General features: G+C 65.5%; 20 protein-coding genes. 3 read left to right on the forward strand and 17 right to left on the reverse strand.

Annotation, left to right across the window (positions count from 1 at the left end; all coding sequences use genetic code 11):
• Positions 1-16: 16 nt before the first annotated feature.
• The 14 genes from hflX to GGD90_RS10085 all read right to left on the reverse strand — a co-directional run bounded on the left by hflX (position 17) and on the right by GGD90_RS10085 (position 14,423).
• Positions 17-1,195, reverse strand: a complete 1,179-nt coding sequence (gene hflX, locus GGD90_RS10020) for a GTPase HflX (protein WP_153116495.1) — start codon at positions 1,193-1,195, stop codon at positions 17-19.
• 165 nt (positions 1,196-1,360) lie between these two features.
• A complete protein-coding gene (hfq, locus tag GGD90_RS10025; RefSeq protein ID WP_153116494.1) occupies positions 1,361-1,600 on the reverse strand; it encodes an RNA chaperone Hfq in 240 nt (79 codons plus the stop codon).
• Between the two features lie 74 nt (positions 1,601-1,674).
• Positions 1,675-3,075, reverse strand: a complete 1,401-nt coding sequence (der, locus tag GGD90_RS10030) for a ribosome biogenesis GTPase Der (RefSeq protein ID WP_153116493.1) — start codon at positions 3,073-3,075, stop codon at positions 1,675-1,677.
• The gene (gene bamB / locus GGD90_RS10035; protein WP_153116492.1) at positions 3,072-4,226 is read right to left on the reverse strand and encodes an outer membrane protein assembly factor BamB; all 1,155 of its coding nucleotides are present in this window, start codon (positions 4,224-4,226) and stop codon (positions 3,072-3,074) included. Before bamB ends, der begins: the two co-directional genes overlap by 4 nt.
• Positions 4,223-4,912: a YfgM family protein gene (locus GGD90_RS10040; RefSeq protein WP_184415076.1), complete on the reverse strand. Its 690-nt coding sequence runs from the start codon at positions 4,910-4,912 to the stop codon at positions 4,223-4,225. The genes bamB and GGD90_RS10040 overlap by 4 nt, the downstream gene beginning before the upstream one ends.
• Positions 4,912-6,198 carry a histidine--tRNA ligase gene (hisS, locus tag GGD90_RS10045; protein WP_153116490.1) on the reverse strand — a complete coding sequence of 429 codons (1,287 nt, stop codon included), beginning with the start codon at positions 6,196-6,198 and terminating at the stop codon, positions 4,912-4,914. The genes GGD90_RS10040 and hisS overlap by 1 nt, the downstream gene beginning before the upstream one ends.
• Positions 6,195-7,430 carry a flavodoxin-dependent (E)-4-hydroxy-3-methylbut-2-enyl-diphosphate synthase gene (gene ispG / locus GGD90_RS10050; RefSeq protein WP_153116489.1) on the reverse strand — a complete coding sequence of 412 codons (1,236 nt, stop codon included), beginning with the start codon at positions 7,428-7,430 and terminating at the stop codon, positions 6,195-6,197. Before ispG ends, hisS begins: the two co-directional genes overlap by 4 nt.
• Positions 7,431-7,443: 13 nt before the next feature.
• The gene (locus tag GGD90_RS10055; RefSeq protein ID WP_153116488.1) at positions 7,444-8,685 is read right to left on the reverse strand and encodes a helix-turn-helix domain-containing protein; all 1,242 of its coding nucleotides are present in this window, start codon (positions 8,683-8,685) and stop codon (positions 7,444-7,446) included.
• On the reverse strand, positions 8,682-9,548 hold the full coding sequence (gene pilW, locus GGD90_RS10060; protein ID WP_153116487.1) for a type IV pilus biogenesis/stability protein PilW: 867 nt from the start codon (positions 9,546-9,548) through the stop codon (positions 8,682-8,684). The genes GGD90_RS10055 and pilW overlap by 4 nt, the downstream gene beginning before the upstream one ends.
• Positions 9,545-10,639, reverse strand: coding sequence for a dual-specificity RNA methyltransferase RlmN (gene rlmN, locus GGD90_RS10065; RefSeq protein WP_153116486.1), 1,095 nt, complete (start codon positions 10,637-10,639; stop codon positions 9,545-9,547). Before rlmN ends, pilW begins: the two co-directional genes overlap by 4 nt.
• Before the next feature lie 68 nt (positions 10,640-10,707).
• The gene (gene ndk / locus GGD90_RS10070) at positions 10,708-11,136 is read right to left on the reverse strand and encodes a nucleoside-diphosphate kinase (protein ID WP_153116485.1); all 429 of its coding nucleotides are present in this window, start codon (positions 11,134-11,136) and stop codon (positions 10,708-10,710) included.
• A gap of 209 nt (positions 11,137-11,345) precedes the next feature.
• Positions 11,346-12,629 (reverse strand): TRAP transporter large permease, encoded by a 1,284-nt coding sequence (locus tag GGD90_RS10075; protein WP_153116484.1) that lies wholly within the window; start codon positions 12,627-12,629, stop codon positions 11,346-11,348.
• Positions 12,626-13,342 (reverse strand): TRAP transporter small permease, encoded by a 717-nt coding sequence (locus GGD90_RS10080; protein WP_153116483.1) that lies wholly within the window; start codon positions 13,340-13,342, stop codon positions 12,626-12,628. The genes GGD90_RS10075 and GGD90_RS10080 overlap by 4 nt, the downstream gene beginning before the upstream one ends.
• A 76-nt stretch (positions 13,343-13,418) precedes the next feature.
• The gene (locus GGD90_RS10085; RefSeq protein ID WP_153116482.1) at positions 13,419-14,423 is read right to left on the reverse strand and encodes a TRAP transporter substrate-binding protein; all 1,005 of its coding nucleotides are present in this window, start codon (positions 14,421-14,423) and stop codon (positions 13,419-13,421) included.
• Between the two features lie 191 nt (positions 14,424-14,614).
• Here GGD90_RS10085 and GGD90_RS10090 point away from each other — a divergent pair, with 191 nt between their 5' ends.
• The 3 genes from GGD90_RS10090 to GGD90_RS10100 all read left to right on the forward strand — a co-directional run bounded on the left by GGD90_RS10090 (position 14,615) and on the right by GGD90_RS10100 (position 20,106).
• Positions 14,615-16,663 (forward strand): sensor histidine kinase, encoded by a 2,049-nt coding sequence (locus GGD90_RS10090; protein ID WP_228273707.1) that lies wholly within the window; start codon positions 14,615-14,617, stop codon positions 16,661-16,663.
• Positions 16,657-17,265, forward strand: coding sequence for a response regulator transcription factor (locus GGD90_RS10095; RefSeq protein ID WP_200384479.1), 609 nt, complete (start codon positions 16,657-16,659; stop codon positions 17,263-17,265). The genes GGD90_RS10090 and GGD90_RS10095 overlap by 7 nt, the downstream gene beginning before the upstream one ends.
• A gap of 129 nt (positions 17,266-17,394) precedes the next feature.
• Entirely contained in the window at positions 17,395-20,106 is a 2,712-nt protein-coding gene (locus tag GGD90_RS10100) for a sensor domain-containing protein (RefSeq protein ID WP_153116480.1), read from the forward strand.
• On the opposite strand, the gene tilS is transcribed toward GGD90_RS10100, so the two are convergent.
• The 3 genes from tilS to GGD90_RS10115 form a co-directional block, all read right to left on the reverse strand.
• Positions 20,034-21,536: a tRNA lysidine(34) synthetase TilS gene (gene tilS / locus GGD90_RS10105; protein ID WP_153116479.1), complete on the reverse strand. Its 1,503-nt coding sequence runs from the start codon at positions 21,534-21,536 to the stop codon at positions 20,034-20,036. The two genes, GGD90_RS10100 and tilS, sit on opposite strands and share 73 nt — an antisense overlap.
• A complete protein-coding gene (locus tag GGD90_RS10110; protein ID WP_153116478.1) occupies positions 21,505-22,473 on the reverse strand; it encodes an acetyl-CoA carboxylase carboxyltransferase subunit alpha in 969 nt (322 codons plus the stop codon). The genes tilS and GGD90_RS10110 overlap by 32 nt, the downstream gene beginning before the upstream one ends.
• Positions 22,474-22,534: 61 nt before the next feature.
• A complete protein-coding gene (locus tag GGD90_RS10115) occupies positions 22,535-23,152 on the reverse strand; it encodes a DNA-3-methyladenine glycosylase family protein (RefSeq protein ID WP_153116477.1) in 618 nt (205 codons plus the stop codon).
• Positions 23,153-23,373: the final 221 nt, after the last annotated feature.

Below are 23,373 nucleotides of genomic sequence, written 5' to 3' on the forward strand. Positions count from 1 at the left end.
ACTCCGATGCTTGCGATCATAGGAAGGAGACAGGATCCAATGCAGTTCCGGCATTGTCGGCAGTTGCCGGCATGGCCGTCCGGGATGACGGAAGACGGGCGTCGCGGGCCTTCGCGAGCGCCGTTTCGGCAAGTGCGTCGCGCAACAGGGGCAGGCCTTCACCACTTCTTGCGCTGACGCGAATGCGACGGATTCTACCATACTCGTCACGCTCGACCGCCGCCGGCAGCCCGGTCAGGTCGGCCTTGTTCATGAGCAGAATCTGCGGCACGGCGGCGGCACCGATCGCCGCCAGTGTTTTGTCAACTTCGGCGATCTGTAGTTCGCGCGCCGGGCTCGCCGAGTCGACGACATGCAGCAGCAGATCGGCCTGCGCCGTCGCCTCGAGCGTTGCATGGAAAGCGGCGACGAGCGTATGCGGCAGGTCGCGAATGAAGCCGACCGTGTCCGAAATGACGATATTGCCGGCTTCCGGCAGCCACAGGCGGCGCGACGAGGTATCCAGCGTCGCGAACAGCTGGTCGGCGGCATAGGCGCCAGCGTGTGTCAGCGCATTGAACAGTGTCGACTTGCCGGCGTTGGTGTAGCCGACCAGCGACACGCTGAGCACCTCGCTACGCAGCCGTGCCTTGCGCTGCACGCCACGCTGCCGTTCCAGCCGCGCCAGCCGCTCGCGCAGCAGTTTGACGCGCACACCGAGCAGGCGACGGTCGGTTTCCAGCTGCTTTTCGCCTGGTCCACGCAGGCCGATGCCGCCCTTCTGCCGCTCGAGGTGGGTCCAGCCGCGCACCAGGCGCGTCGCCAGATGGTCGAGCTGCGCCAGTTCGACCTGCAGCTTGCCGGCGGCGCTCTGTGCGCGCTGCGCGAAGATGTCGAGAATCAGCCGCGTCCGGTCGAGCACGCGACAGCCGATGGCGCGCTCGAGATTGCGCTCCTGCGCCGGCGACAGTTGGTGGTTGAAGATCACCAGCTGCGCCGCCGAAGCGGCGACGAAAGCAGCGATTTCCTGCACCTTGCCCTTGCCGGCAAAGGTCGCCGGATCGGGACTGCTGCGTCGGGCGCATACCTCACCGGCAATCTCGGCGCCGGCCGACAAGGCCAGCAGACGCACTTCGTCGAGTTGCTCGGCGATAGCGTCGCTGCCGAAATCGATCTGGACGATCACCGCGCGTTCGGCGGGGGAAGCCTCACGCATGCACTGGCTTCAGCGGCGAGGCATTGACGGATGCACCCCGGCTGCGGCCTGACGCCGGAAACCGGCGGAAGCCCGGGACAGGCATCCCGGGCTGTTGTTGCGCCGGCGGGCAGGAGCGCCGGTAAAGACGAGCAGTCGGAACGAGTGACACGCGTCGGCGGGTGCTCAGGCTTCGTTGCCCGAATCAACCTGAATATTGACCGGACGCGCCGGCACGACGGTCGAGATGGCGTGCTTGTAAACCATCTGCGTCACGGTGTTCTTGAGCAGCACGACGTACTGGTCGAAGGATTCGACCTGGCCCTGCAGCTTGATGCCATTGACCAGATAGATCGACACCGGCACATGCTCGCGGCGCAGCGTGTTGAGGAACGGGTCTTGTAGAAGTTGCCCTTTATTGCTCATGTTTGAAGCTCCATCTTGTGGGGTGGCTGGGTGTGCCCTGATTTTTCTGCCTGACGGCGACCCTGTGGAACAGCTTAATGGATTTTCCGACCGGTCGCCACCGCATGCCCGCCGCGTGCCGGTTTTTCGGCAGGCTTCTTGCGATCGGCATACGGATTGTGCGAAACATTGAACTGGATGCGCAAGGGCGTTCCCTGCAGGCGGAAAGTCTCGCGGAAGTAGCTCTCGAGGTAGCGCCGGTAGCTGTCCGAGATGTGTTCGAGCGCATTTCCGTGAATGACGATCAGCGGCGGATTGCGTCCGCCCTGGTGCGCATAGCGCATCTTCGGGCGGAAGACGCCGTGCCGCGGTGGCTGCTGGCGAGCCACGGCGTCGATCAGCGCACGCGTCAGTTGCGGCGTCGGCAGGTTCGCCGTCGCGGCCTTGTAAGCGGCATCAACCGAGCGGAACACCTGCTCGAGCCCGAGGCCGGTGAGCGCCGACACGTAGTGGAAGCGCGCGAAGTCGAGAAACTTGAGCTTGCGCTCGAGATCGACCTTGACGCGCTCACGCACGTAGGGATCAAGCCCGTCCCATTTGTTCACGGCAATGGTCAGCGCGCGCCCGGATTCGACGATGAAGCCGGCGATGTGCGCGTCCTGGTCGGAAACCTCCTGCCGCGCGTCGAGCACGAGGACGACGGCATTGGCTTCTTCGATCGACTGCAAGGTCTTGATCACCGAGAACTTTTCGATCGTCTCGAAGACCTTGCCCTTGCGCCGCAGGCCGGCGGTATCGGTCAGGCGGTACTTGCGCCCGGCGCGCTCGAAATCGATGTCGATGGCGTCGCGCGTCGTTCCCGGCTGGTCGAAGGCGATGACGCGCTCCTCGCCGAGTAGCGCATTGATCATCGTGCTCTTGCCGACATTGGGGCGGCCGACGATCGCCACCTTGAGCACATCGTCGGCAACCGCGGCGCCTTCCTCGTCTTCGGCCGGGGCCGGGCCGAGCGTATCGAGCGCGGCTTCGACCAGCGCACGCACGCCCTCGCCGTGCGTCGCCGAAATCGGATGCGGTTCGCCAAGACCGAGCTCATGGAATTCGGCACCGACGACGCCGGGGTTGAGCCCCTCAGCCTTGTTCACGGCGACCAGCGCCGGCCGGCCGGCACGGCGCAGCTTGACGGCGATTTCCTTGTCCAGTGCGGCGAGTCCGGCACGGCCATCGACGACGAAGACGACGACGTCGGCCTCGGCGATCGCCTGCTCGGTCTGCCGCGCCATTTCGTGCATGATGCCGTCCTTGGCCAGCGGCTCGAAGCCGCCGGTATCGACGACCAGGAAAGGACGGTCGCCGATGCGGCCGTGGCCGTAGTGACGGTCGCGCGTCAGCCCCGGAATGTCCGCCACCAGCGCGTCACGCGTCTTGGTCAAGCGGTTGAACAGGGTCGACTTGCCGACATTCGGCCGTCCTACCAGAACTACGGTCGGTTTCATTGCATCTCGATTGCGTAAATACTGCCGTTGCTCGTCTGCACGACGACGCCGTCAGTGTTGGCCTGCAGCGGCGCCAGCACCGGGCTGCCGTCGGTGGTCTGGCGGGCAGCAAAAGCGCCATCCTCACGATTGAGGAAATGCACCACACCCTGCACATCGGCGACGACGATCAGGCCACGCCGCGCCAGCGGTGCCGTCAGGCGACGCAGGAACAGGCGGTCCTGTTTCCAGATGCTGGCACCGCTGTTGCGGTCGAGCGCGTGCACGGCGCCCTTGTCGTCGCTGACATAGACGTAGCGGCTGTCGATGGCCAGCCCGGCAGCGCTCGACAGCTCGCGCGCCCAGACCAGCGAGCCGTTGCCGAGGTCGAAGCAGGCGACGCGGCCCTGGAAGGCGACGGCGCAGATCTCGCGCCCGTCGATCACCGGGACGCTGGTGATGTCGGCAACGCGGTCGAGTTCGGTGACGCCCTTGGGCACGGCAACGGCGCCTTCCCACATCGGTGCGCCGTTGCCGAGGCTGACGGCAACCAGCTTGCCGCCGGGGAAACCGGCGAAAACGAAGCGATCGGCGACCAGCGGCGCCGCCGTGACGCGCACCGACAGCGGCGTCGACGGCCGCTGATAGACCCAGCGGCGCTTGCCGTCGGCGAGTTCGAAAGCCGCCAGACGGTTGTCGCCGCTGCGCACGACCACCGCGTCTTCGGCGATGACCGGCGGCGACAGCACTTCGCTGGTCGCGCGGGAAGTCCACAAGGCGGCACCGTCGGCGGCGTTGAAGGCAAGTATCTCGCCCTTGGGCGTGCCGACGACGACCATGCGCTCGCTGGCGCCGACGCCGCCGGAGACGGTCTGACCGATCTTGACGCGCCACACCTGGCGACCGTTGTCGAAACGCGTCAGCGCGCCGTCACGGCCGACGGCATAGACGCTGCTGCCGACCACGGCCGGCACGAGCACGTAGTCGCCTGCCTTGCCGACGCTGTCGCGCCAGACGACGCGCGTATCGGCGCTGGCGGTGATCGCCTTCAGTTCGGCCATTTTCGGCCCGCCCGGCTTGCTCGCGAACGGATTGAGCGAATCGAGCGTCGAGCAGGCGCCGAGCAGCGGCAACAGCGCAACGCAGGCGGCCCGCGCCAGCGCCCGGTTCATCGTGCCGCCTCGCCGCTGGCCTCGAGCTTCAGGCGCAGCAGTTCGCGAAAGGGCGCGTTCGCCTCGCGATCCTGCAGCGTGCTGCGCCCCTTCCCGGCAGCGGCGTCCTTGGCGTCGAGCGCAGCGCTGGCCTGCCGCCAGGCCGCGGCGGCTTCGGCCTTCTTGCCCTGTGCGCTGAGCACGTCGCCGCGCACGTCGGCAAAGCGGGCGGCAAAACCTTCGCTGACCGCACCGTCGAGCAGGCGCAGCGCCTCGTCGTAGGCCTTGTCGTCGATCAGCAACGTCGCCAGACGCAGGCGCGCCAGTTCGCGCGCTTCGTCGCGGCCGTTGCTGACCACCCAGCCGAGTTGTGCGCGCGCGGTCTTCGCATCGCCGCTATCAACTGCCGACTTGGCCGCGGTCAGCGCAGCGAGCGCCGCCACCGGCGTCGAGGGGAATTTCTCCAGCAGTTCGCCGCTGGCCGTCTTGACGCGCTGCGCGTCACCGCTGGCCGCCGCCTGCTGCAGCACGGAGAAGATCGCCGCGGCCTGCGCCGCCTGATTGCGCTGGTACCAGTTCCAGCCCTGCCAGCCGGCGACGGCGAGCGAAGCGGCGAGGACGACCGCGGTAACGGTATTGCCGTGCTGCTTCCACCAGGTCTTGATTTCGTCGAGCTGTTCCTGCTCTTCGAGGTCGTAAGTGGCCATCAGGATTCGTCCTCATCGTCGAGTAAGCATTGGATGATGGCGTCAGCCAGCAGATCGACGCCAATACGTTTCTGTTCGCCGCCGTCGCGCAAGGGCTTCAGGCTGACTTCGCCAGCATTGGCCTCGTCGTCGCCGATAATGATCGCAAACGGCGCAGCGCTGGCATCGGCCTTCTTCATCTGCGACTTGAAGCTGCCGCCGCCACAGTGCAGCAGCACGTCGAGCCCCTGGTCGCGCAGACCTTCGGCGACGCGCGGCGCCAGCCTTGACGCGGCGTCGCCCTGGTGCACGATATAGGCATCGACCGCCACCGGCGCCGGCACACCGCCGGCATCGCTGATCAGCGCCAGCAGGCGCTCGACGCCCATGGCGAAACCGCAGGCCGGCGTCGCCTTGCCGCCGAGCTGGCCGACCAGACCGTCGTAACGGCCGCCGGCGCAGACCGTACCCTGCGCGCCGAGGCGGTCGGTGACCCATTCGAACACGGTCAGGTTGTAATAGTCGAGGCCGCGCACCAGCCGCGGGTTGATCGTATAGGGAATGCCGACGTCGCGCAGGATCTGCTGCACGCCCTCGAAGTGCGCCAGCGATTCCGGCCCGAGGTGATCGATCAGCTTCGGCGCGGCGGCAACGAGTTCCTGCATCGCCGGGTTCTTGGTGTCGAGGATGCGCAGCGGGTTGCTATGCAGCCGCCGTCTGGCGTCCTCGTCGAGCAGTTCGGCGTTCGCCTCGAAGTAGGTGATCAGTTCGGCACGATGGCGCGCACGTTCTTCGGCCTGACCGAGCGTATTGATCTCGAGACGGATCCCGTCAAGGCCGAGATCGTCCCACAGGCGCGCGCCCATCAGGATGTGCTCGGCATCGACGTCGGGGCCGGCAAAACCGAAGGCCTCGACGCCGACCTGATGGAACTGCCGGTAGCGCCCCTTCTGCGGCCGCTCGTGACGGAACATCGGGCCCGTGTAGTAGAGGCGCTGCGGCCGCTCGCCGGCGAGGCTGTGCTGGATGACGGCACGCACGCAGCCGGCGGTGCCTTCCGGGCGCAGCGTCAGCGGCTCACCGTTGAGGCTGTCGACGAAGGAATACATTTCCTTCTCGACGATGTCGGTCACCTCGCCGATGGCGCGCGAAAAGAGCGGTGTCGGCTCGACGATGGGCAGGCGGATCGGCCGGTAGCCGTAGCCTTTCAGCCAGCTGCGGACGATTTCTTCGAAGCGTTCCCAGAGTTCTGCCTCGTCCGGCAGGATGTCGTTCATGCCGCGGACGGACTGGATGTTTCGGCTCATGAGTGAATCGGGTTCTTTCTGGTGTAGGTGCGTGCCACGTAGCGTTCGACGATGGCGGTGAATTCTTCGGCGATATGCTCGCCGCGCAGGGTGACGGTCTTGACGCCGTCCTCGAACACCGGCGCCGCCGGCGCCTCGCCCGATCCCGGCAAGCTGATGCCGATGTTGGCGTGCTTGCTCTCGCCGGGGCCATTGACGACGCAGCCCATCACCGCCAGCGTCATGTTCTCGACGCCGTCGTACTCGTTGCGCCAGTCGGGCATGCGGCTCCTGACGTGGTTCTGGATGTGCTGCGCCAGTTCCTGGAAGACTGTACTGGTGGTGCGGCCACAACCGGGACAGGCGGTAACCATCGGCGTGAACGCGCGCAGTCCCATCGTCTGCAGGATTTCCTGCGCAACGATCACTTCCTGGGTGCGGCTGCCGCCGGGTTCGGGCGTCAGCGAGACGCGGATGGTGTCGCCGATGCCTTCCTGCAGCAGCACGGAGAGCGCAGCGGTCGAGGCGACGATGCCCTTCGAGCCCATGCCGGCTTCGGTGAGTCCCAGATGCAGCGCATAGTCGGCGCGCGCCGCGAGTTCGCGATAGAGCGCGATCAGGTCCTGCACGCCCGAGACCTTGCACGAGAGCACGATGCGCGCGCGCACGAGGCCCAGCTCCTCGGCTTTCGCCGCCGATTCGAGCGCCGAGCTGATCATCGCCTCGCGCATCACCGCGCCGAGCGGCGCCGGTTCGGCGCGGCGCGAGTTTTCGTCAAGCACGCGCGCCAGTAGTTCCTGATCGAGGCTGCCCCAGTTCACGCCGATGCGCACCGCCTTGTCGTAGCGGCAGGCGAACTCGATCATCTGCGCGAACTGCTCGTCGCGCTTCTTGCCGTGACCGACGTTGCCCGGATTGATGCGGTACTTGGCCAGCGTCTGCGCGCACTCGGGATAGTCGGCGAGCAGACGGTGGCCGTTGTAGTGGAAGTCACCGATCAGCGGCACTTCGAGGTTGAGCTTCGCCAGATGCTCGCGGATGCGCGGCACGGCAGCCGCCGCTTCAGGCGTATTGACGGTGATACGGACGAGTTCGGAACCGGCGCGCGCCAGTTCGGCGCACTGGATCGCGGTGCCGAGCCAGTCGGCAGTATCGGTATTGGTCATCGACTGCACGACGACCGGAGCGCCGCCGCCGATGACCGTCTTGCCGACGCGAACAGCGCGCGTCGGCTTGCGGGAAATCACGTTCATTGAAAAATCCTGGTCATTCGAGAGTGAGACGCGCCACATCGTCCTTGCTGCGGGTGCTCATTTCAACCGGCTTGCCCTTGTAGCGCAAAACGACATGTGTGGCGTTGCCGACGACCAGCGTGAACGGCGGCCGGCCATCGACGCGGCGTTCGCTGCCCGCCGGGCTGAGCTGCGAGAAAACGATCTGGCCGCTGCGGTCGCGGACTTCAACCCACGCCGGCTTGGCAAAGCTGAAGACGAGCGAGGCCTCGCCGCCAGCTGCCGCCGCCGGCTGTGCGGCGGCAGCGCTCGGCTTCTCGACAGCGAGCGCCGCAGACGCCGGCGTCGCGCTGCTTGCCGCTTTTGCGGGCGCGCCGGGCACGGGCGTTGTTGCCGGGGCGGGAACAGGAACGGCAGCGTTGGCAACTGTCGCGTTCGCTTGAGGAGCGGCGGCCGCAGTCTTCGCCGGCAGGTCTGCCAGCGGTTTTGCGCGTGCGTCGGAAGCAAGCGCCGGAGCGGCAGGCGGCGTGACGACGGCAGGCGGCGTCGCCACGGAGGTAGCGACAGGAGCCGTCGCGGTCGTGGCGGCAGGTGCCGCCGGGATCGTTTCCGGCGAAGCCGGCACCACCGGCTCCGGCGCGACGTCGGCCGGCGTCGGCTCGACAGCGGCTTCTTCCCCAGCCGACGCAGCCTTGTCCGGCTCGCCCTGAACACCTTGCGGCATCAGGAAATAAACGGCGAGCGCAGCGACCACCAGCAACACGCCGGTGATCACCACCATCAGGTCACGCCGCTCGGGACGCCCGGCCTGCGGCAGCGTCGCCCCTTCGCTCGGCGGCAGCGCCAGCTTGACCGGTTCGGCCGCCGGCTTCTCGGCATCGAAGGCCGCGAGCAGTACGCTGGCGTCAATCTGCAGGAGCCGCGCGTAATTGCGCGCAAAACCACGGACGAAAGTCATTCCCGGCAAGCGCGACCAGTCGCCCGACTCGAGCGCCTCGATTTGTCGGGTGCTCAGCTTGAGCGATTTGGCAACATCGGCGACGGCGAGGTTTCTCGCTTCGCGCGCCGTACGCAGGATGCTGCCGACGCCGGGAGCCGGAGTGGGCACAGGCACTGCGGCCGGCTCGACCGGCAGGGCAGGCGCCGTCTCCGCCGGGCCGGTGGGCAAGGAGTCGACTTCAGCCACCGGCAACGACTCGGTGGCCTGCCCTGCCAGATCAGGCTCGGTAACGGCAGCGGCTTGCGCGACTGCCGGTGCAGGTGTCTCTTCGCTCATTCGTATTCGCCCTTGGACAGCTTCTGGAATTCGGGAGACGCCGGGAAGCGGCGACGCAACTGGCTGGCGTAACTCGCCTCGGCGGCGCGGTCACCGAGGCGGCGCTCGATGCGCAGCGCCAGCCACAGCGCTTCAGCGTTGGGTTCGACGCGACGCAGAAGCTCGCCGAGACGGGTTTGCGCGCCGCTGAAATCGCCGCGCAGATAACTGATGCTGGCGAGCTGCAACAATGCCTGTGCATTGTTCGGCGAGAAGCGCAGCGATTTCTGGAAATAATCGTCAGCGGACGCGATATCGCCGGCTTTCAGCGAGCATTGGCCGGCATTCAGCCACGCGCGCTCGGGCGTCTGGTAGAGCGGATTCTGCAGCGCGCGCATGAAGAAGCTGATCGCCTCCTTCTCGCGCCCGGTCTGGCACAGGAACCAGCCGTAGTTATTGTTGATTTCCGGATCGTTGCTGGCAAGCCGCAAAGCTTCCTTGAAGTCGTCCTCGGCGAGCGCGATCTCGCGCAGATAGACATGGACCAGACCGCGCACGTTGAAAGCCGGGGCGTAGGAAGCATCGGCGGCGATGGCGATGCGCAGCTCTTCGAGCGCGACCGCCATATTGCCATCCTGGAAGTACAGCGAACCGAGTTCCGTGTGCAGCTTGGCGCGCGTACGCGGATCGCCGACGCCGCCTTGCGTCACCTGCTCCGAAGTCGCCTGCGTCGCACCCTGCGCCAACGCGACGCCGGGAAGGAACGCCGCAAACGCCGCCACCAGTGCCAGAACACCGCGATAGCTTGCGCGGGAGCGGACGGATGCCGGAGAAGGCGGCAGACGCAATGCCGCGCGCTGACGCTGTGCAAGCCTGTCGGTCATGGGGCCACCTTGTGAACATTGATGATCCGGCGTTCGCTACGCCGCGTCCGGTCGTCCACCTGCCCGGCCAACTGGCCACAGGCGGCAGCAATGTCGTCGCCGCGCGTCTTGCGCGTGGTGGCGACGTAGCCGCCTTCCTGCAGGATTTCGGCGAAGCGGCGGATGCGCGGCGACGGCGAACGGCGGTAGGGCGAACCGGGAAACGGATTGAAGGGAATCAGATTGAACTTGCACGGCACGCGGCGGGCAATCGCCAGCAGCGCGCGCGCGTGCGCGTCGCTGTCGTTGATGCCGTCGAGCATGACGTATTCGAAAGTGACGAAGTCGCGCGGCGCACGCTCAAGATAGCGCAGGCAGGCAGCGAGCAGTTCGCGCAGCGGGTACTTGCGGTTGATCGGCACCAGTTCGTCGCGCAGCGCATCGTCCGGCGCGTGCAGCGAGACAGCGAGCGCCACCGGGCACTCGTCACGCAGGCGGTCCATCGCCGGCACGAGGCCCGAGGTCGATACCGTGACACGCCGCCGCGACAGGCCGTAGGCGTTGTCGTCGAGCATCAGGCGCAGCGCAGTGATCGAATTGTCGAGATTGGCGAGCGGCTCGCCCATTCCCATCAGCACCACGTTGCTGATGATGCGCTCGCCCTTGGGATCGGCGCCGAGCGCGCGATTGGCCTGCCACAGCTGGCCGATGATCTCGGCGGTCGTCAGATTGCGGTTGAAGCCCTGCTTGCCGGTCGAGCAGAAAGCGCAATCAAGCGCACAACCGGCCTGCGTCGAAATGCACAGCGTGCCGCGGTCGTCCTCGGGGATGAAGACGCTCTCGACGGCGTTGCCGGCACCGACGTCAAATAGGAACTTGCGCGAACCGTCGCCGGACAGGCGGTCGGCGACAATCGCCGGCGGCGTCACCGTCGCCACCTCCTTCAGTTTTTCGCGCAGACTTTTGGCGATGTCGGTCATCGCGTCGAAATCGCCGACACCGCCGCGATGCAGCCAGCGCAGCACCTGCCGCGCACGGAAAGGCTTCTCGCCGCGCTCGGCGAAGAAGGCGGTGAGTCCGGCGGCGTCGAAATCGAGCAGGTTGGCTGACATCGCGGATCGGTCAGTAGCCGCGCTGCGCGGGCCGGCTACGCGGCACACGCAGCGCGCGTTTCACTGGTTCAGCGACCGGCGAAAACGTTGAGCGTCGGGAAGAAGAAGGCGATCTCGACGGCGGCCGTTTCAGCGGCATCGGAGCCATGCACGGCGTTGGCGTCGATCGAATCGGCGAAATCGGCGCGGATGGTTCCCGGCGCGGCCTTCTTCGGATCGGTGGCGCCCATCAGGTCGCGATTCGTCAGGATGGCGTTTTCGCCTTCCAGCGCCTGGATCATCACCGGGCCGGAGGTCATGAACTTGACCAGATCCTTGAAGAAGGGACGTTCCTTGTGCACGGCGTAGAAGGCGCCGGCTTCCTGCTCCGACAACCAGGCCATGCGCGCAGCGATGACCTTCAGGCCGGCGCCTTCAAAGCGCGAGTAGATCTGGCCGATGACATTCTTGGCGACGGCGTCGGGTTTGATGATGGAAAGGGTGCGTTCGATAGCCATGAATCAGTTCTCCACAGGGGAAAGGACAAGAAAGGGGAAATGCCGGCGCCGTCAAGCGGCCACGCACAGGCGCGCCGCGTCGGCGAGGAACTCGCGATTCTACCAAGAGTCCGCGCCGATTGCTGAAATGACCGACGCAAGGCAGCCCGCGCCAGTGCGGCGCGGGCTTCGCAACGAGGAGCCGCCGGCAGCACGCCGGCGGCAACTGGCTAGATCATGCCGAGCGTGCGCGGCAGCCAGAGCGAGAGATCGGGCCAGTAGGTCACCAGCGCCAGGAAGCCGAGCATCGACAGCAGCCACGGCCAGACAGCCACCGTCAGCTCGGTAATCCCCATCTTGGTAATACCCGAAGCGACATACAGATTGAGGCCGACCGGCGGGTGACACATGCCGACTTCCATGTTCACCACCATCAGGATGCCGAAGTGCACCGGGTGAATGCCAAGCTTCATCGCCACCGGGAAGAGGATCGGCGCGAAGATCAGCACGATCGACGACGGCTCCATGAAGTTACCGGCGAGCAGCAGGATGATGTTCACCGCCAGCAGAAAGGCGATGATGCCGAGGCCGTGGCCAAGCATCCAGTCAGCCAGCGCCTGCGGGATGTTCTCGTTGGTCATGATGAACGAGAAGAGCACGGCGTTGGTGATGATGTAGAGCAGCATCGCCGACATGTTGGCCGAGTTGAGCAGCACCTTCGGCACATCCTTCAACGACATGTCCTTGTAGACGAAGACAGCGACGAAGAAGGCGTAGACGGCGCTCATCGCCGCGGCTTCGGTCGGCGTGAACATTCCCGAATAGATGCCGCCCATGACGACGACGATCAACAGCAGTCCCCACATCGATTCGCGGAAAGCCTTCGCGCGTTCCGCCCAGCTCGCCTTCGTCATGCGCGGATAGTTGAACTTCTTCGCGCGGTACCAGGTGACGCCGCCGAGAACGCCAGCCAGCGCCAGACCGGGAATGACGCCGGCCATGAACAGCGCGCCGACCGAGGTATTGGTCGCCACCGAATACATGACCATGACGATCGACGGCGGAATCAGGATGCCGAGCGCGCCCGAGGTGGTGATGACGCCGGCGCCGAAGCGACTGGGGAAGCCGGCCTTGACCATCGCCGGCAACAGGATCGAGCCGATCGCCACCACAGTCGCCGGGCTGGAACCGGACACCGCGGCGAACAGCGCACAGGCGAGCACGCCGGCCAGACCGAGGCCGCCGTACCAGTGACCGACCATCGCCGTCGCGAAGTTGATCATCCTTCGCGCCACACCACCGTGCGTGAGGAAATTGCCGGCCAAGATGAAGAACGGGATCGCCATGATCTCGAACTTCTCGATGCCGGTGAACAGCTTCAGCGCCACCGACTCAAGCGGCACCTGCGTCATGGTGAACAGGAAGGTGAGGACGGTCAGGCCGAGCGAGATCGACACCGGCATGCCGGTAAGCATCAGCGCCAGCAGCAGACCGAAGATGATGGCGGCGTTCATTTGCGCTCTCCCTTGCCGCTCTCGTCGACAGCGGGATTGTCACCGGGCTGTGGATGTTTCAGGTCGCGCATGTGCAGGTCGTCGTTCATTGCGAAGGGATTGAAATCGACCGGCGTCTTGTCCTTTTCCTCTTCCAGTCCTTCGACGTGGCCGTGGTCGTGGTGCGGCAATTCGCCCGTGCCCAGGAAATTCCACAGCACCTGCAGAAAGCGGAAACACATCAGCGAAGAACCGAGCGGAATCGCGCTGTAGACCATCCAGGTCGGCCACTCGAGGTCGGGGGTCGTCGGTCCCTCGGGGATATCGCCGACATCGCTGCCGAGAGCACTGAGGAATGCGTAATGGGCGCCGTTTTCCCAGACGAAGTTGGCACCGAGCGTGCCGACGATGCCGGTAAACAGCGCGCCCGCACACAGGCCGAAGATGATGAAGAGACGGCGGTTCTTCTCGTTGAGGCGGTTGATCATCACGTCGACGCCGACGTGGATGCCGGTGCGCACGCCATAGGCAGCGCCGAACTTCGCCATCCACACAAACATGATGATGGTGAGTTCCTGCGCCCAGCTGAAATTGAGTCCGAGCAACCAGTCCTGCAGCCCCGGAATCGCCATGCCCGCCAGATAGCGGTGCATGACGGCGACGAAGATGATCGTCGTCGCCGCGCCCATGAGGAAGGTGATGATCCATTCCTCGAGATGATCAAGCCACTTCATTGCCAGTCCTTCCCGCGATGCAAAAAAACGCCCGTCAAGCCATGCGGCCGGACGGGCGTCGTTACCTCAACCGAGCCTACAGCTTGCTCGGGTCGAACTCGGTTTCCTTGTAGATCGCCTCGATCAGCTCTTTGCCGATGCGCGATTCCATCTTCTGATGCACCGGCACCAGCGCCTTCTTGAAGGCCAGACGTTCTTCCTTGGTCGGCGAGTAGACGGTGGTCTTGCCGCTCTTCTTCACCGACTCGAGATCCTTGTCGTTCTGATCCTTGGCGATCTTGTTGGCGTAGACGGTCGATTCCTTCATCGCGGTTTCCAGCGAGGCGCGGACGTCGGCGGGCAGGCCTTCCCAGAACTTCTTGTTCACGATCACCGCATAGCCGAGGTAGCCGTGGTCGGTCAGCGTCAGGTGCTTCTGCACTTCGTGCATCTTCTGCGTGTACAGGTTGGAGATCGGGTTCTCCGTGCCGTCGACGACGCCGGTCTGCAGCGCCTGATAGACCTCGGAGAAGGCCATCACCTGCGGCAAGGCGCCGAGCGTGCGCATTTCCTCTTCGAGCACCTTCGACGACTGGATGCGCATCTTCTTGCCCTTGAGGTCGGCCGGCAACTTGATCGGCGTGTTCGCCGAGAAGGACTTGAAGCCGTTGTCCCAGAAAGCCAGACCAAGGATGCCCTTGGGCTCGAGCTTCTTGAGCAGGTTCTGACCGAGCGGGCCTTGCGTGACCTTGTGCAGTTCAGTGTAGTTGTCGAAGATGTAAGGCAGGTCGAAGGCTTCGAATTCCTTGACGCCGAGCGGGCCGAACTTGGCCAGCGACGGTGCCAGCATCTGCACCGCGCCGAGCTGCAGCGCTTCCATTTCTTCCTTGTCCTTGTAGAGCGTCGAGTTGGCGTACACCTCGACCTTGACCTTGCCCTTGCTCAGCTCTTCGGCCTTCTTCTTGAAGAACTCGGCGGCCATGCCCTTCGGCGTGTCGACGGCAACGACGTGGCTGAACTTGATGACGATCGGCGCATCCGCCGACGCGGTAGCGGATAGCGCACAGGCGACGAGGCCTAGCAGCAATGCGGAAATTCTCATGTTGGCTCCTCTATTCTCGTTATTGACGCTCGGTGACCGAAGGAAACGCCTCGCCGCAAGGCGCGCCGGGGCGACCGCGCAGATGTTACTTAAGTATGGAAAATCGCCTATTGTGGATAACCGCAAGTCGCGCCGCGCCGACGGAACAAGCGCCACCAGGCTAGGGCAAAGCACGGCGCCCGGAGAAGAACTTGGGTAACATCGCCGCCATGACGCAGAGTCCCGCATCCCCACGCCAGGAGCCAGCCACGCAGGCCTGGTCGAGCTGGTATCTGACCATTCCGAAGCTCGCCGTAACGTTGCTGCTGGTGCTGCTCATCGCCCTGCTCTGGTTGCTGCGCCAGAACGAGGTCGAGGAGCAGCGTTCGACCCTGATTGCCGACGTACTGTGGCTCGAGCAGAACGTCCGCTTCCACCTTGACGGCAATACCGAAACACTGCAGCAACTGGCGCTCGACATCGCGTTCGAGCGCGACGCGAACCGCCTGTTTGCCACGCGTGCCCGGCACATCCTGCGCAACAGCCCGGAACTGACGCAGATCTTCTGGCTCGACGCGCAGGGCAGGATGATCGACGCGCTGCCCCCCGCCGGTACGACGCCGGCCGCCCCCGCCAAAGCGGCGAAGAACAACACTTCGACGCTGGCCAGCGAGCGCGCCGACAAACTGCTCAAGCCAGTCTATTCGGACATCCTTGGCGAGTCGGGCGAGGCCTCGTTCGAGCTGCACCTACCGGTGCGCGAACCGGACAGCGCCGGAAACGCCGGCCGGGCGCGCGGCGAAATCGTCGCCGTCTATTCGCTCGACGCGCTGCTCAAGCACCTGACGCCGTGGTGGCTGGCCGAGAAGTATCAGGTACGCATCGTCGACGGCAACGGCAAGGTTCTCGCCAGCAAGTCGCGCGTCGACGCCGCCGATCCGCTGCTCAGCTACAAGCTGGCGTTCGACCCGCCGGGCTACGGTCTGCTCTTCCATGTCACCGCCTACAAGGTCGCCAGCAGCGTCGCGCAGACGCTGATCGCGACGCTGATCCTGATCCTTGCCGGCGCCGTCCTGCTCAGCCTGTGGGTGGTGCACGGCCTGATCCAGCGCCGCCTGGCGGCAGAACAGGCCTTGCGCGCCGAGCACGCGTTCCGCAAGGCGATGGAGGATTCGCTCACCGTCGGCATGCGCGCGCGTGACCGCGACGGCCGCATTACCTACGTCAACCCGGCCTTCTGCCAGATGGTCGGCTTCACTCCCGAGGAACTGATCGGCTGCGCGCCGCCGATGCCGTACTGGGCGCCCGAAGAAAAGGAGAAGTCCGAAGGCTTCTACCACGCCACGCTCGCCGGCCGCGGCCCTGGCGAAGGCTTCGAGCTGCGCTTCCGGCACAAGAACGGCGAGCGCGTCGATGTGCTGGTGTGCACCGCGCCACTGATCAATGCCGACGGCCAGCACACCGGCTGGATGTCGTCAATCCTCGACATCACCGCGCGCAAACGCGCCGACGAACTGGCACGCCAGCAGGAGGAAAAACTGCAGGTCACCTCGCGCCTGGTAACCATGGGCGAAATGGCGTCGATGCTGGCGCACGAACTCAACCAGCCGCTTGCGGCGATCGCCAGCTACAACACCGGCTGTCTGAACAAGCTCGAATCCGGCACCTACACCGTCGGCGAACTGCGCGACGCGCTCGGCAAGCTCGGCGTGCAGGCGCAGCGCGCCGGCCAGATCATCCGTCGCGTGCATGACTTCGTGCGCAAGAGCGAACCGAAGCTGGCGCCCTGCGATCTGGCCGAGATGGTCGACGACAGCATCGGCTTCATCGAGGCGGTGGCGAAGAGCCGCAACGTACGCATCCTGCGCGAGGTGCAGGGAATGCGGCCGGAGATCCAGGCCGACCGCGTGATGCTCGAGCAGGTGCTGGTCAACCTGATGCGCAACGCCGTCGAAGCCATGGCAGACTTGCCGCCGGAGCGGCGCAACCTGACCATCGCGCTGGCACGCGTCGACCGGCAGATGCAGATCCGCGTCATCGACACCGGCCCTGGAATTCCGGAAGACACCCGCGACAAGCTGTTCACGCCGTTTTTCTCGAGCAAGCCGGAGGGAATGGGAATGGGGCTCAACATCTGCCGTTCGATCATCGAATTCCACCACGGCCGCCTGTGGCTTGAAGCGAACCCGCAGGGCGGCTGTGTATTCGTCATCAATCTGCCGATTTCGACCGAAACGGCAGCCGACGGCCCGGCATCGTGAGCGCCCGCGCCTATCTCGTCGACGACGACGAGGCGATCCGCGATTCGCTCGGCTGGCTGCTCGAATCGAAAGGCGTCGCCTGCCTCGCCTATCCGTCGGCCGAGGACTTCCTCGCCGCCTGGACTTGCGAACTGGCCGGTTGTGTCGTCCTCGACATCCGCATGGGCGGCATGAGCGGCCCGGAACTGTTCGAGCAGTTGCGCCAGCGTGGCAGCCAGCTGCCGGTGATCTTTCTCACCGGCCACGGCGATGTACCGATGGCCGTCGCCGCGATCAAGAAGGGTGCCTTCGACTTTGTCGAGAAGCCTTTCAACGACAATGAACTGGTCGACCGGGTCGTCGCCGCCATCGAAACCGATACCCGGCAGCGTTCGGCCGCGTCATCGCTCGGCTCGACGCAGGCGCTGCTGGCGCGCCTGACGCAGCGCGAACGGCAGGTCATGGAACTCGTTCTCGCCGGCAAGTTCAATAAGGTCATTGCCGACGAACTGAACATCAGCATGCGCACCGTCGAAGTCCATCGTGCCAACCTGTTTGAAAAAATGGGCGTGAAAACCGCCGTCGAGCTTGCGCAACGGCTCTCTGCCCTCGGCGAACGCTGAATTTTCGCTCGCCGCGCTCGCCTCGCGCGACGCTGGTGCGGAAAATGAATAGGTCATTCCAGGCGCAAGCGACAGCGCTCAGCACAGCGAGGCGAATCCGGCAGCCCCCGTGAAAGGAAAGCGACGAAAATGTGCCCCCAGCACCCGCAGGCCATCAGCGTCAATGCTTCGGCGGCGATCGTCGCCGGCATCTATGCGCTGGTCGCCGCGCTGTGGATTGCCTTGTCCGACAGCGCGCTTGCAACGCTGGTCAGCAATACCGAGCAGCTCGTCCAGTTGCAGATGCTCAAAGGCTGGCTTTTCGTCGGCATCACCGCGGTTCTGCTCTTCTTCCTGATGCGCTGGCGGCTGACGCAACTGGCTAGCTCGCAGCAAACGGTCCTTGAAGACGAGGGCCGGCTGCAGTCGATCCTCAGCTCGATCGACGACCTCGTTTTCGTCATCGACCCCGACGGCACGCTGATCGACTGCGCGCAACCCAACGCGCCGACGCTGCTGCTGCCGATGGAACAGTTTCTCGGCCGCCGCCTCGACTCGGTCGGACTTCCGGCCGATGTCGCCGCAAAGATGCTCGACGCCATCGAACAGTTGCGGCGCAAGCCCGAAGTCATCAGCATCGATTACGCACTCGACCTGCCACAGGGTCGTCACTGGTTTGAATCGCGCCTGTCGCGACTGCTTGACGGCGAAGGCGCCTTCGCCGGCGTCACCGCAGTTGCCCGCGACGTGTCGGCGCGCCACCGCGCCGAAGATAAACTGCGCGACAGCGAGCTTTCCTTCCGCACCCTGCTCGAAGGCTTGCCCAATATCGCCGTCCAGGGTTACGACCGCGAACGCCGCATCATCTTCTGGAACCCGGCGAGCGAAAGACTGTACGGCTTCCGGCGCGACGAGGTGCTCGGGCGAAAACTCGAAGACACGATCATCCCGCCCGAGCTGCGCACGGTGCTTGTCGACCAGCACCAGCGCTGGCTCGATGAAGGCGTGCCGATTCCTGCCGGAGAAATCGCACTGTGCCGCAGCGACGGCAGCCTGGTACCGGTCTATTCCAGCCACGCGCTGATCGTCAACAGCCGCGACGAGCCCGAGATGTTCTGTCTCGACGTCGACATGGGCAAGCTGCGTCAGGCCGAGAGCGAATTGCGCCTTGCCGCGCGCGTCTTCGAAAGCAGCGCCGAAGGCATCATCATCACCGATTGCGAGCGGCTGGTGCTCGCCGCCAACGATGCCTTCAGCCGCATCACCGGGTTCGCGCGCGACGAAATCCTCGGCAAGACGCCGGACTTTCTCGCTTCCGGGCTGCAGAGCAAGGACTATGTTGCGGATATCTGGCGAGAGGCGGTGCGAACGGGACACTGGCAGGGAGAAATCTCCAACCGCAGGCGCAGCGGCGAGGTATTTCCCGGCTGGCTGGCGATCACCGCGGTGCATGACGACGCCGGCCAGCCGACGCATTTCATTGCGATCCTCGCCGACCTGTCGGAACGCAAGGCGATCGAAGCGCGCCTGCAACACCTGACGCATCACGACCCGCTGACCAATCTGCCCAATCGCCTGCTGCTGCGCGACCGCGTCGAACAGGCACTCGCTTTCGCCAGCCGCGAACGGCGCAGACTCGCGCTGCTGCTGCTCGATCTCGACCATTTCAAGGAAATCAACGACAGCCTCGGCCACGCCATCGGTGACCGCCTGCTGATCGCCATCGCCGCACGACTGGGCAGTTGCGTACGCGATACCGACACCATCAGCCGGCAGGGAGGTGACGAATTCCTGATCGCGCTGAGCAGCGTCAAGGACAGCGCTGCCGTTGCCAGCATTGCTGCCAACATCCTGCAGGCGATGGAAGCGCCCTTCACCGTCGACGACCAGACGCTGGCCTGCTCGTTCTCGATCGGCATCGCCGTCTGGCCCGAGGACGGCAAGGACTTCGACACCCTGCTGCTGAAGACCGATACCGCGATGTACAAGGCCAAGGAAAGTGGCCGCAACGCCTACCGCTTCTTCAACGAGCACATGAATACCGACGGCAGGCGCCGTCTGCAGTTGCAGAACGGGCTGCGGCTGGCGATCGAACGCGAGGAACTGTCGGTGCACTATCAACCGCAGATCGATCTCGCCAGCGGCGCCATCACCGGCGCCGAAGCGCTGCTGCGCTGGACCAGCCGCGAGTTTGGCGAAATCGGCCCGAACATCTTCATCCCGCTGGCTGAACAGAGCGGCCTGATCCACGCGATCGGCGAATGGGTGCTCCTTGCCGCCTGCCACCAGGCGGAACTGTGGCGGCAGCACTACCCGCCGGGACTGACCGTCGCCGTCAATCTCTCGGCGCAGCAGTTCCGCCGCGGCGACCCGGTCGCACTGATCAAGCGTGCGCTCGCCGCCAGCGGCCTGCCCGGCGAACTTCTGGAACTCGAAATCACCGAGTCGATGCTGATCAGCGAGGCCGACGAGGTGCTCGGCATGCTGCAGCGCCTGAAAGCGCTCGGCGTACGCCTCGCCATCGACGACTTCGGCACCGGCTACTCGAGCCTGTCCTACCTGCAGCGCTTCCCGATCGACAAGCTGAAGATCGACCAGTCCTTCGTTCGCCATATTGCGCGCAACAACGACGATGCCGCGATCGTCGACACCATCGTCCAGCTCGGCCGCATTCTCAAATTGACGACCATCGCCGAAGGGGTCGAAGAATTGCAGCACGCCAGTTTCCTGCGCGCAGCGGGCTGCAACGAGGCGCAGGGCTACCTGTTCGGCAAGCCGATGCCGGCCGCTCAGTTTGCCGAACTGCTCGCCAGAGGCGACGCGACCACAGCGGCTGACGACAGCCCTTCCCAATCAAGCTGAACGCCCGCTTCGCCGGCGGCGCAGGCAAAGGCCGCATCGACGCCGATGCCGGCCGCCCACACCAGTTGCCCGCCGCACCACAGGAGCGGCAAACGCTCGCGTTGCCAGGGCGGAACGGCTTGCTCCTGTAGCAGGTTCTTCAGGCTGCGCCGCGGCCGTCGCGCATCGGGCTGCAGACGTTCGCCACCGCAGCGCAGCGCAAAGTGCGCCGCGCCTTCAGCGAGTCGCGCCAGGCTGATGCCGGCGCCGATCGTCCGGCGAAGCAGCAGCCGCCTGCCTCCCCAGTCGAGCACCGCATCACCGTCAAAAGACCAGGGCAAGGCTGAGGGCAAGGGTGGCAGCCGGGGCAACACGTACAGCTCGCCGCGAAACACGCGCAGCGATCCGGCCGGCAGGGCGACACAGGTTTCTGCCGTCGCGCGCGTACTCGCCAGTTGCCGGCGCGCTTCCTCCAGCCAGCGCGCGTCCGCTGCCGGCAGCCCGGCGCACCTCATCTCGTGGCGCAGGAGATTGCGTGCCCGTGCATCCGTCAGTGAATTCAGCGCGGCCAGCGACAGCCGCCCGCCGGCCGGTGCCAGTCGTTCCCGGTCAAGCTGCGCCAGTTCGTCGAGCAGCAGCGCCGCTTCGGCGAAATGGCCGGTAGCGCGCGCCAGCGCAGCGCTGCCACCGGGAAAGACCGACGACAAGGGCGGCAGGATCCGGTGGCGGATGAAATTGCGCCGATGCCGGCAATCGGCGTTGCTCTCGTCCTCGATCCAGCGCAAGCCGAAGTGCCCGGCGTAGGCGGTCAGCGTCGCCCGCGGCAGATCGAGCAAGGGCCGGATCAGCCGCGGCGCGCGCGCTGGCGATCCGCCTGCCGGTGCGGGGTCGGCGTGCAGCGCCCGCTCGGCCGGCATGCCTCCGGCACCAGCGACGCCGGCGCCGCGCAGCAGGCGCAGCAACAAGGTTTCCGCCTGATCGTCGCGGTGATGCGCGAGCGCCAGCCAGTCGGCCGCGCAGCGCGCAAAAGCGGCATAGCGCTGGCGACGTGCCGCCGCTTCGAGACCTTCGCCATCGCTGGCGATCGGCGCCAGTTCGATCACCTGCAGCGGAATGGCGCGTGCGGCGCAGAAATCGGCGCAGAAGCAAGCCCAGTCGGCGGCGTGTGGCGAGAGACCGTGATTGACGTGCAGCGCCGACAGCGCGTTCGGCAGCGCCAGGCGTTGCAGCGCGTCGAGCAGCACCAGCGAATCGCGGCCACCCGAGAGGGCGACGCAAAGACGATCGCCCGCTGGCACGCGGGCGACGCAAAAAGTGGAGAGACTGCTAAGAACAGCCTGCACGGCGGCGTCGCCAGCGTCAGCCGTGGCCGCCTCGCGACGCTGCAAGCCGGCGGCCGTGGCGACGCCGGCGGGCTGATCAGCTGACGGGCTGCTCTTTCGTCCGGCCATAGGCCATCAGGCGCTTGAAACGCGTTTCCAGCAGCGCCTCGGTCGACAGCGCCGACACCTCGCGCAACGCGTCCTGCAGCGCTTTCTTGAGGCTCTGCGCCATCGCCGCGTGGTCGCGATGGGCGCCGCCGGGCGGTTCGGGAATGACGCGATCGACCAGGCCAAACGATTTCAGGCGCGCCGCGGTGATCGCCATCGCCTCGGCCGCGTCGGCCGCGCGCGCGGCGCTCTTCCACAGGATCGAGGCACAGCCCTCGGGCGAGATCACCGAATAGGTCGAGTACTGCAGCATCTGCACGACGTCGCCGACGGCGATCGCCAGCGCGCCGCCGGAACCGCCCTCACCGATGATGGTGACGATCACCGGCGTCTTCAGGTCGGCGAGTTCATAGAGGTTGCGGCCGATGGCTTCGGACTGGCCGCGTTCCTCGGCGTCGATGCCCGGATAGGCGCCCGGCGTATCGACGAAGGTGAACACCGGAATCTCGAACTTTTCGGCCAGCTTCATCAGGCGCAATGCCTTGCGGTAGCCCTCGGGACGCGGCATGCCGAAGTTGCGCAGGATCTTTTCCTTGGTGTCGCGACCCTTCTGGTGGCCGATGACCATCACCGTCTGGCCGTTGAAGCGCGCCAGACCGCCGACGATGGCCCGGTCGTCGGCAAAGGAGCGGTCGCCGTGCAGTTCGTGAAAGTCGGTGAAGATGCGGCCGAGATAATCGAGCGTGTACGGCCGTTGCGGGTGCCGCGCCACCTGGCAGATCTGCCAGGAAGTGAGCTTCCCGTAGATGTCCTTGGTCAGCGACTGGCTCTTCTTTTCGAGCCGGCCGATTTCTTCGGAGATATCGACAGCCGAATCGTCCTGGACGAAACGCAGTTCTTCGATCTTGGCTTCGAGTTCGGCGATCGGCTGTTCGAAATCGAGAAAGGTGGTCTTCATCTGGCGCGGGTCCAAGTGCAAGGTGGCGCATTTTAACCGAAAACGCCGCGGCTTCCGGGGCTCAGTATTCGACCGGCACCGGGTCCAGACTGCGCCAGAGATACCAGGTCGCCACCGAACGCCAGGGCCGCCAGCGCTCGCCATGCTCGGCCAGCACGCGCCGCGTCGGCCGCTCGCCGGCGTGGTAGTGCAGCGCCACCGCGCGCTGCAAGCCGATGTCGTCAAGCGGCAGCACGTCGGGGCGCAGCAGGTTGAAGATCAGGAACATCTCGGCCGTCCACACGCCGATGCCGCGCACCGCTGTGAGCTCGGCGATCACCTCGGCGTCGCTCATCGTCGGCCAGCGCGCCACTTCCAGCGAGCCGTCGCGGAAATGCCCGGCGAGGTCGAGCAGGTATTCGACCTTGCGTGCCGACAGCCCGCAGCCACGCAAGACCGGCACCTCGCTGGCCAGCACGGCCGCCGGCGAAAGCTCCGGCAGCGCGGCCAGCACCCGCGACCAGACACTGTCGGCGGCCTTGACCGAAATCTGTTGACCGACGATCGAACGCGCCAGCGTCGCGAAAGCATCGCCGCGCGTGGCCAGCGAAACGTCGGCGTAGCGCTCGACCAGCGTCGCCATCACCACGTCATTTTCTGCCAGAGCCTGTGACGCCTGTTGCCAATAGTTGGGGATCATCGCCGGGTACCAGCCTGGGTTGCGACAAGAGATTGCAGCATTGTAGGGGCGAGGGCCGCGCGCAGGCGCATCTGACGAGCCACACCGGCCACCTCGGGCCTCGCGAACGGTTCGCGTTACCGCGATAATGCAGCAGCGCCGATCAGCAAATAAAACGCGAGCATAAACTGCGCTGATCACGGGCTTGAATTCCCTTACGGGCAGCGTAGTATCAGCGCTCT

It is taken from the genome of Rhodocyclus tenuis, assembly GCF_014197755.1.
In the GTDB taxonomy this organism is placed as follows: domain Bacteria; phylum Pseudomonadota; class Gammaproteobacteria; order Burkholderiales; family Rhodocyclaceae; genus Rhodocyclus; species Rhodocyclus tenuis.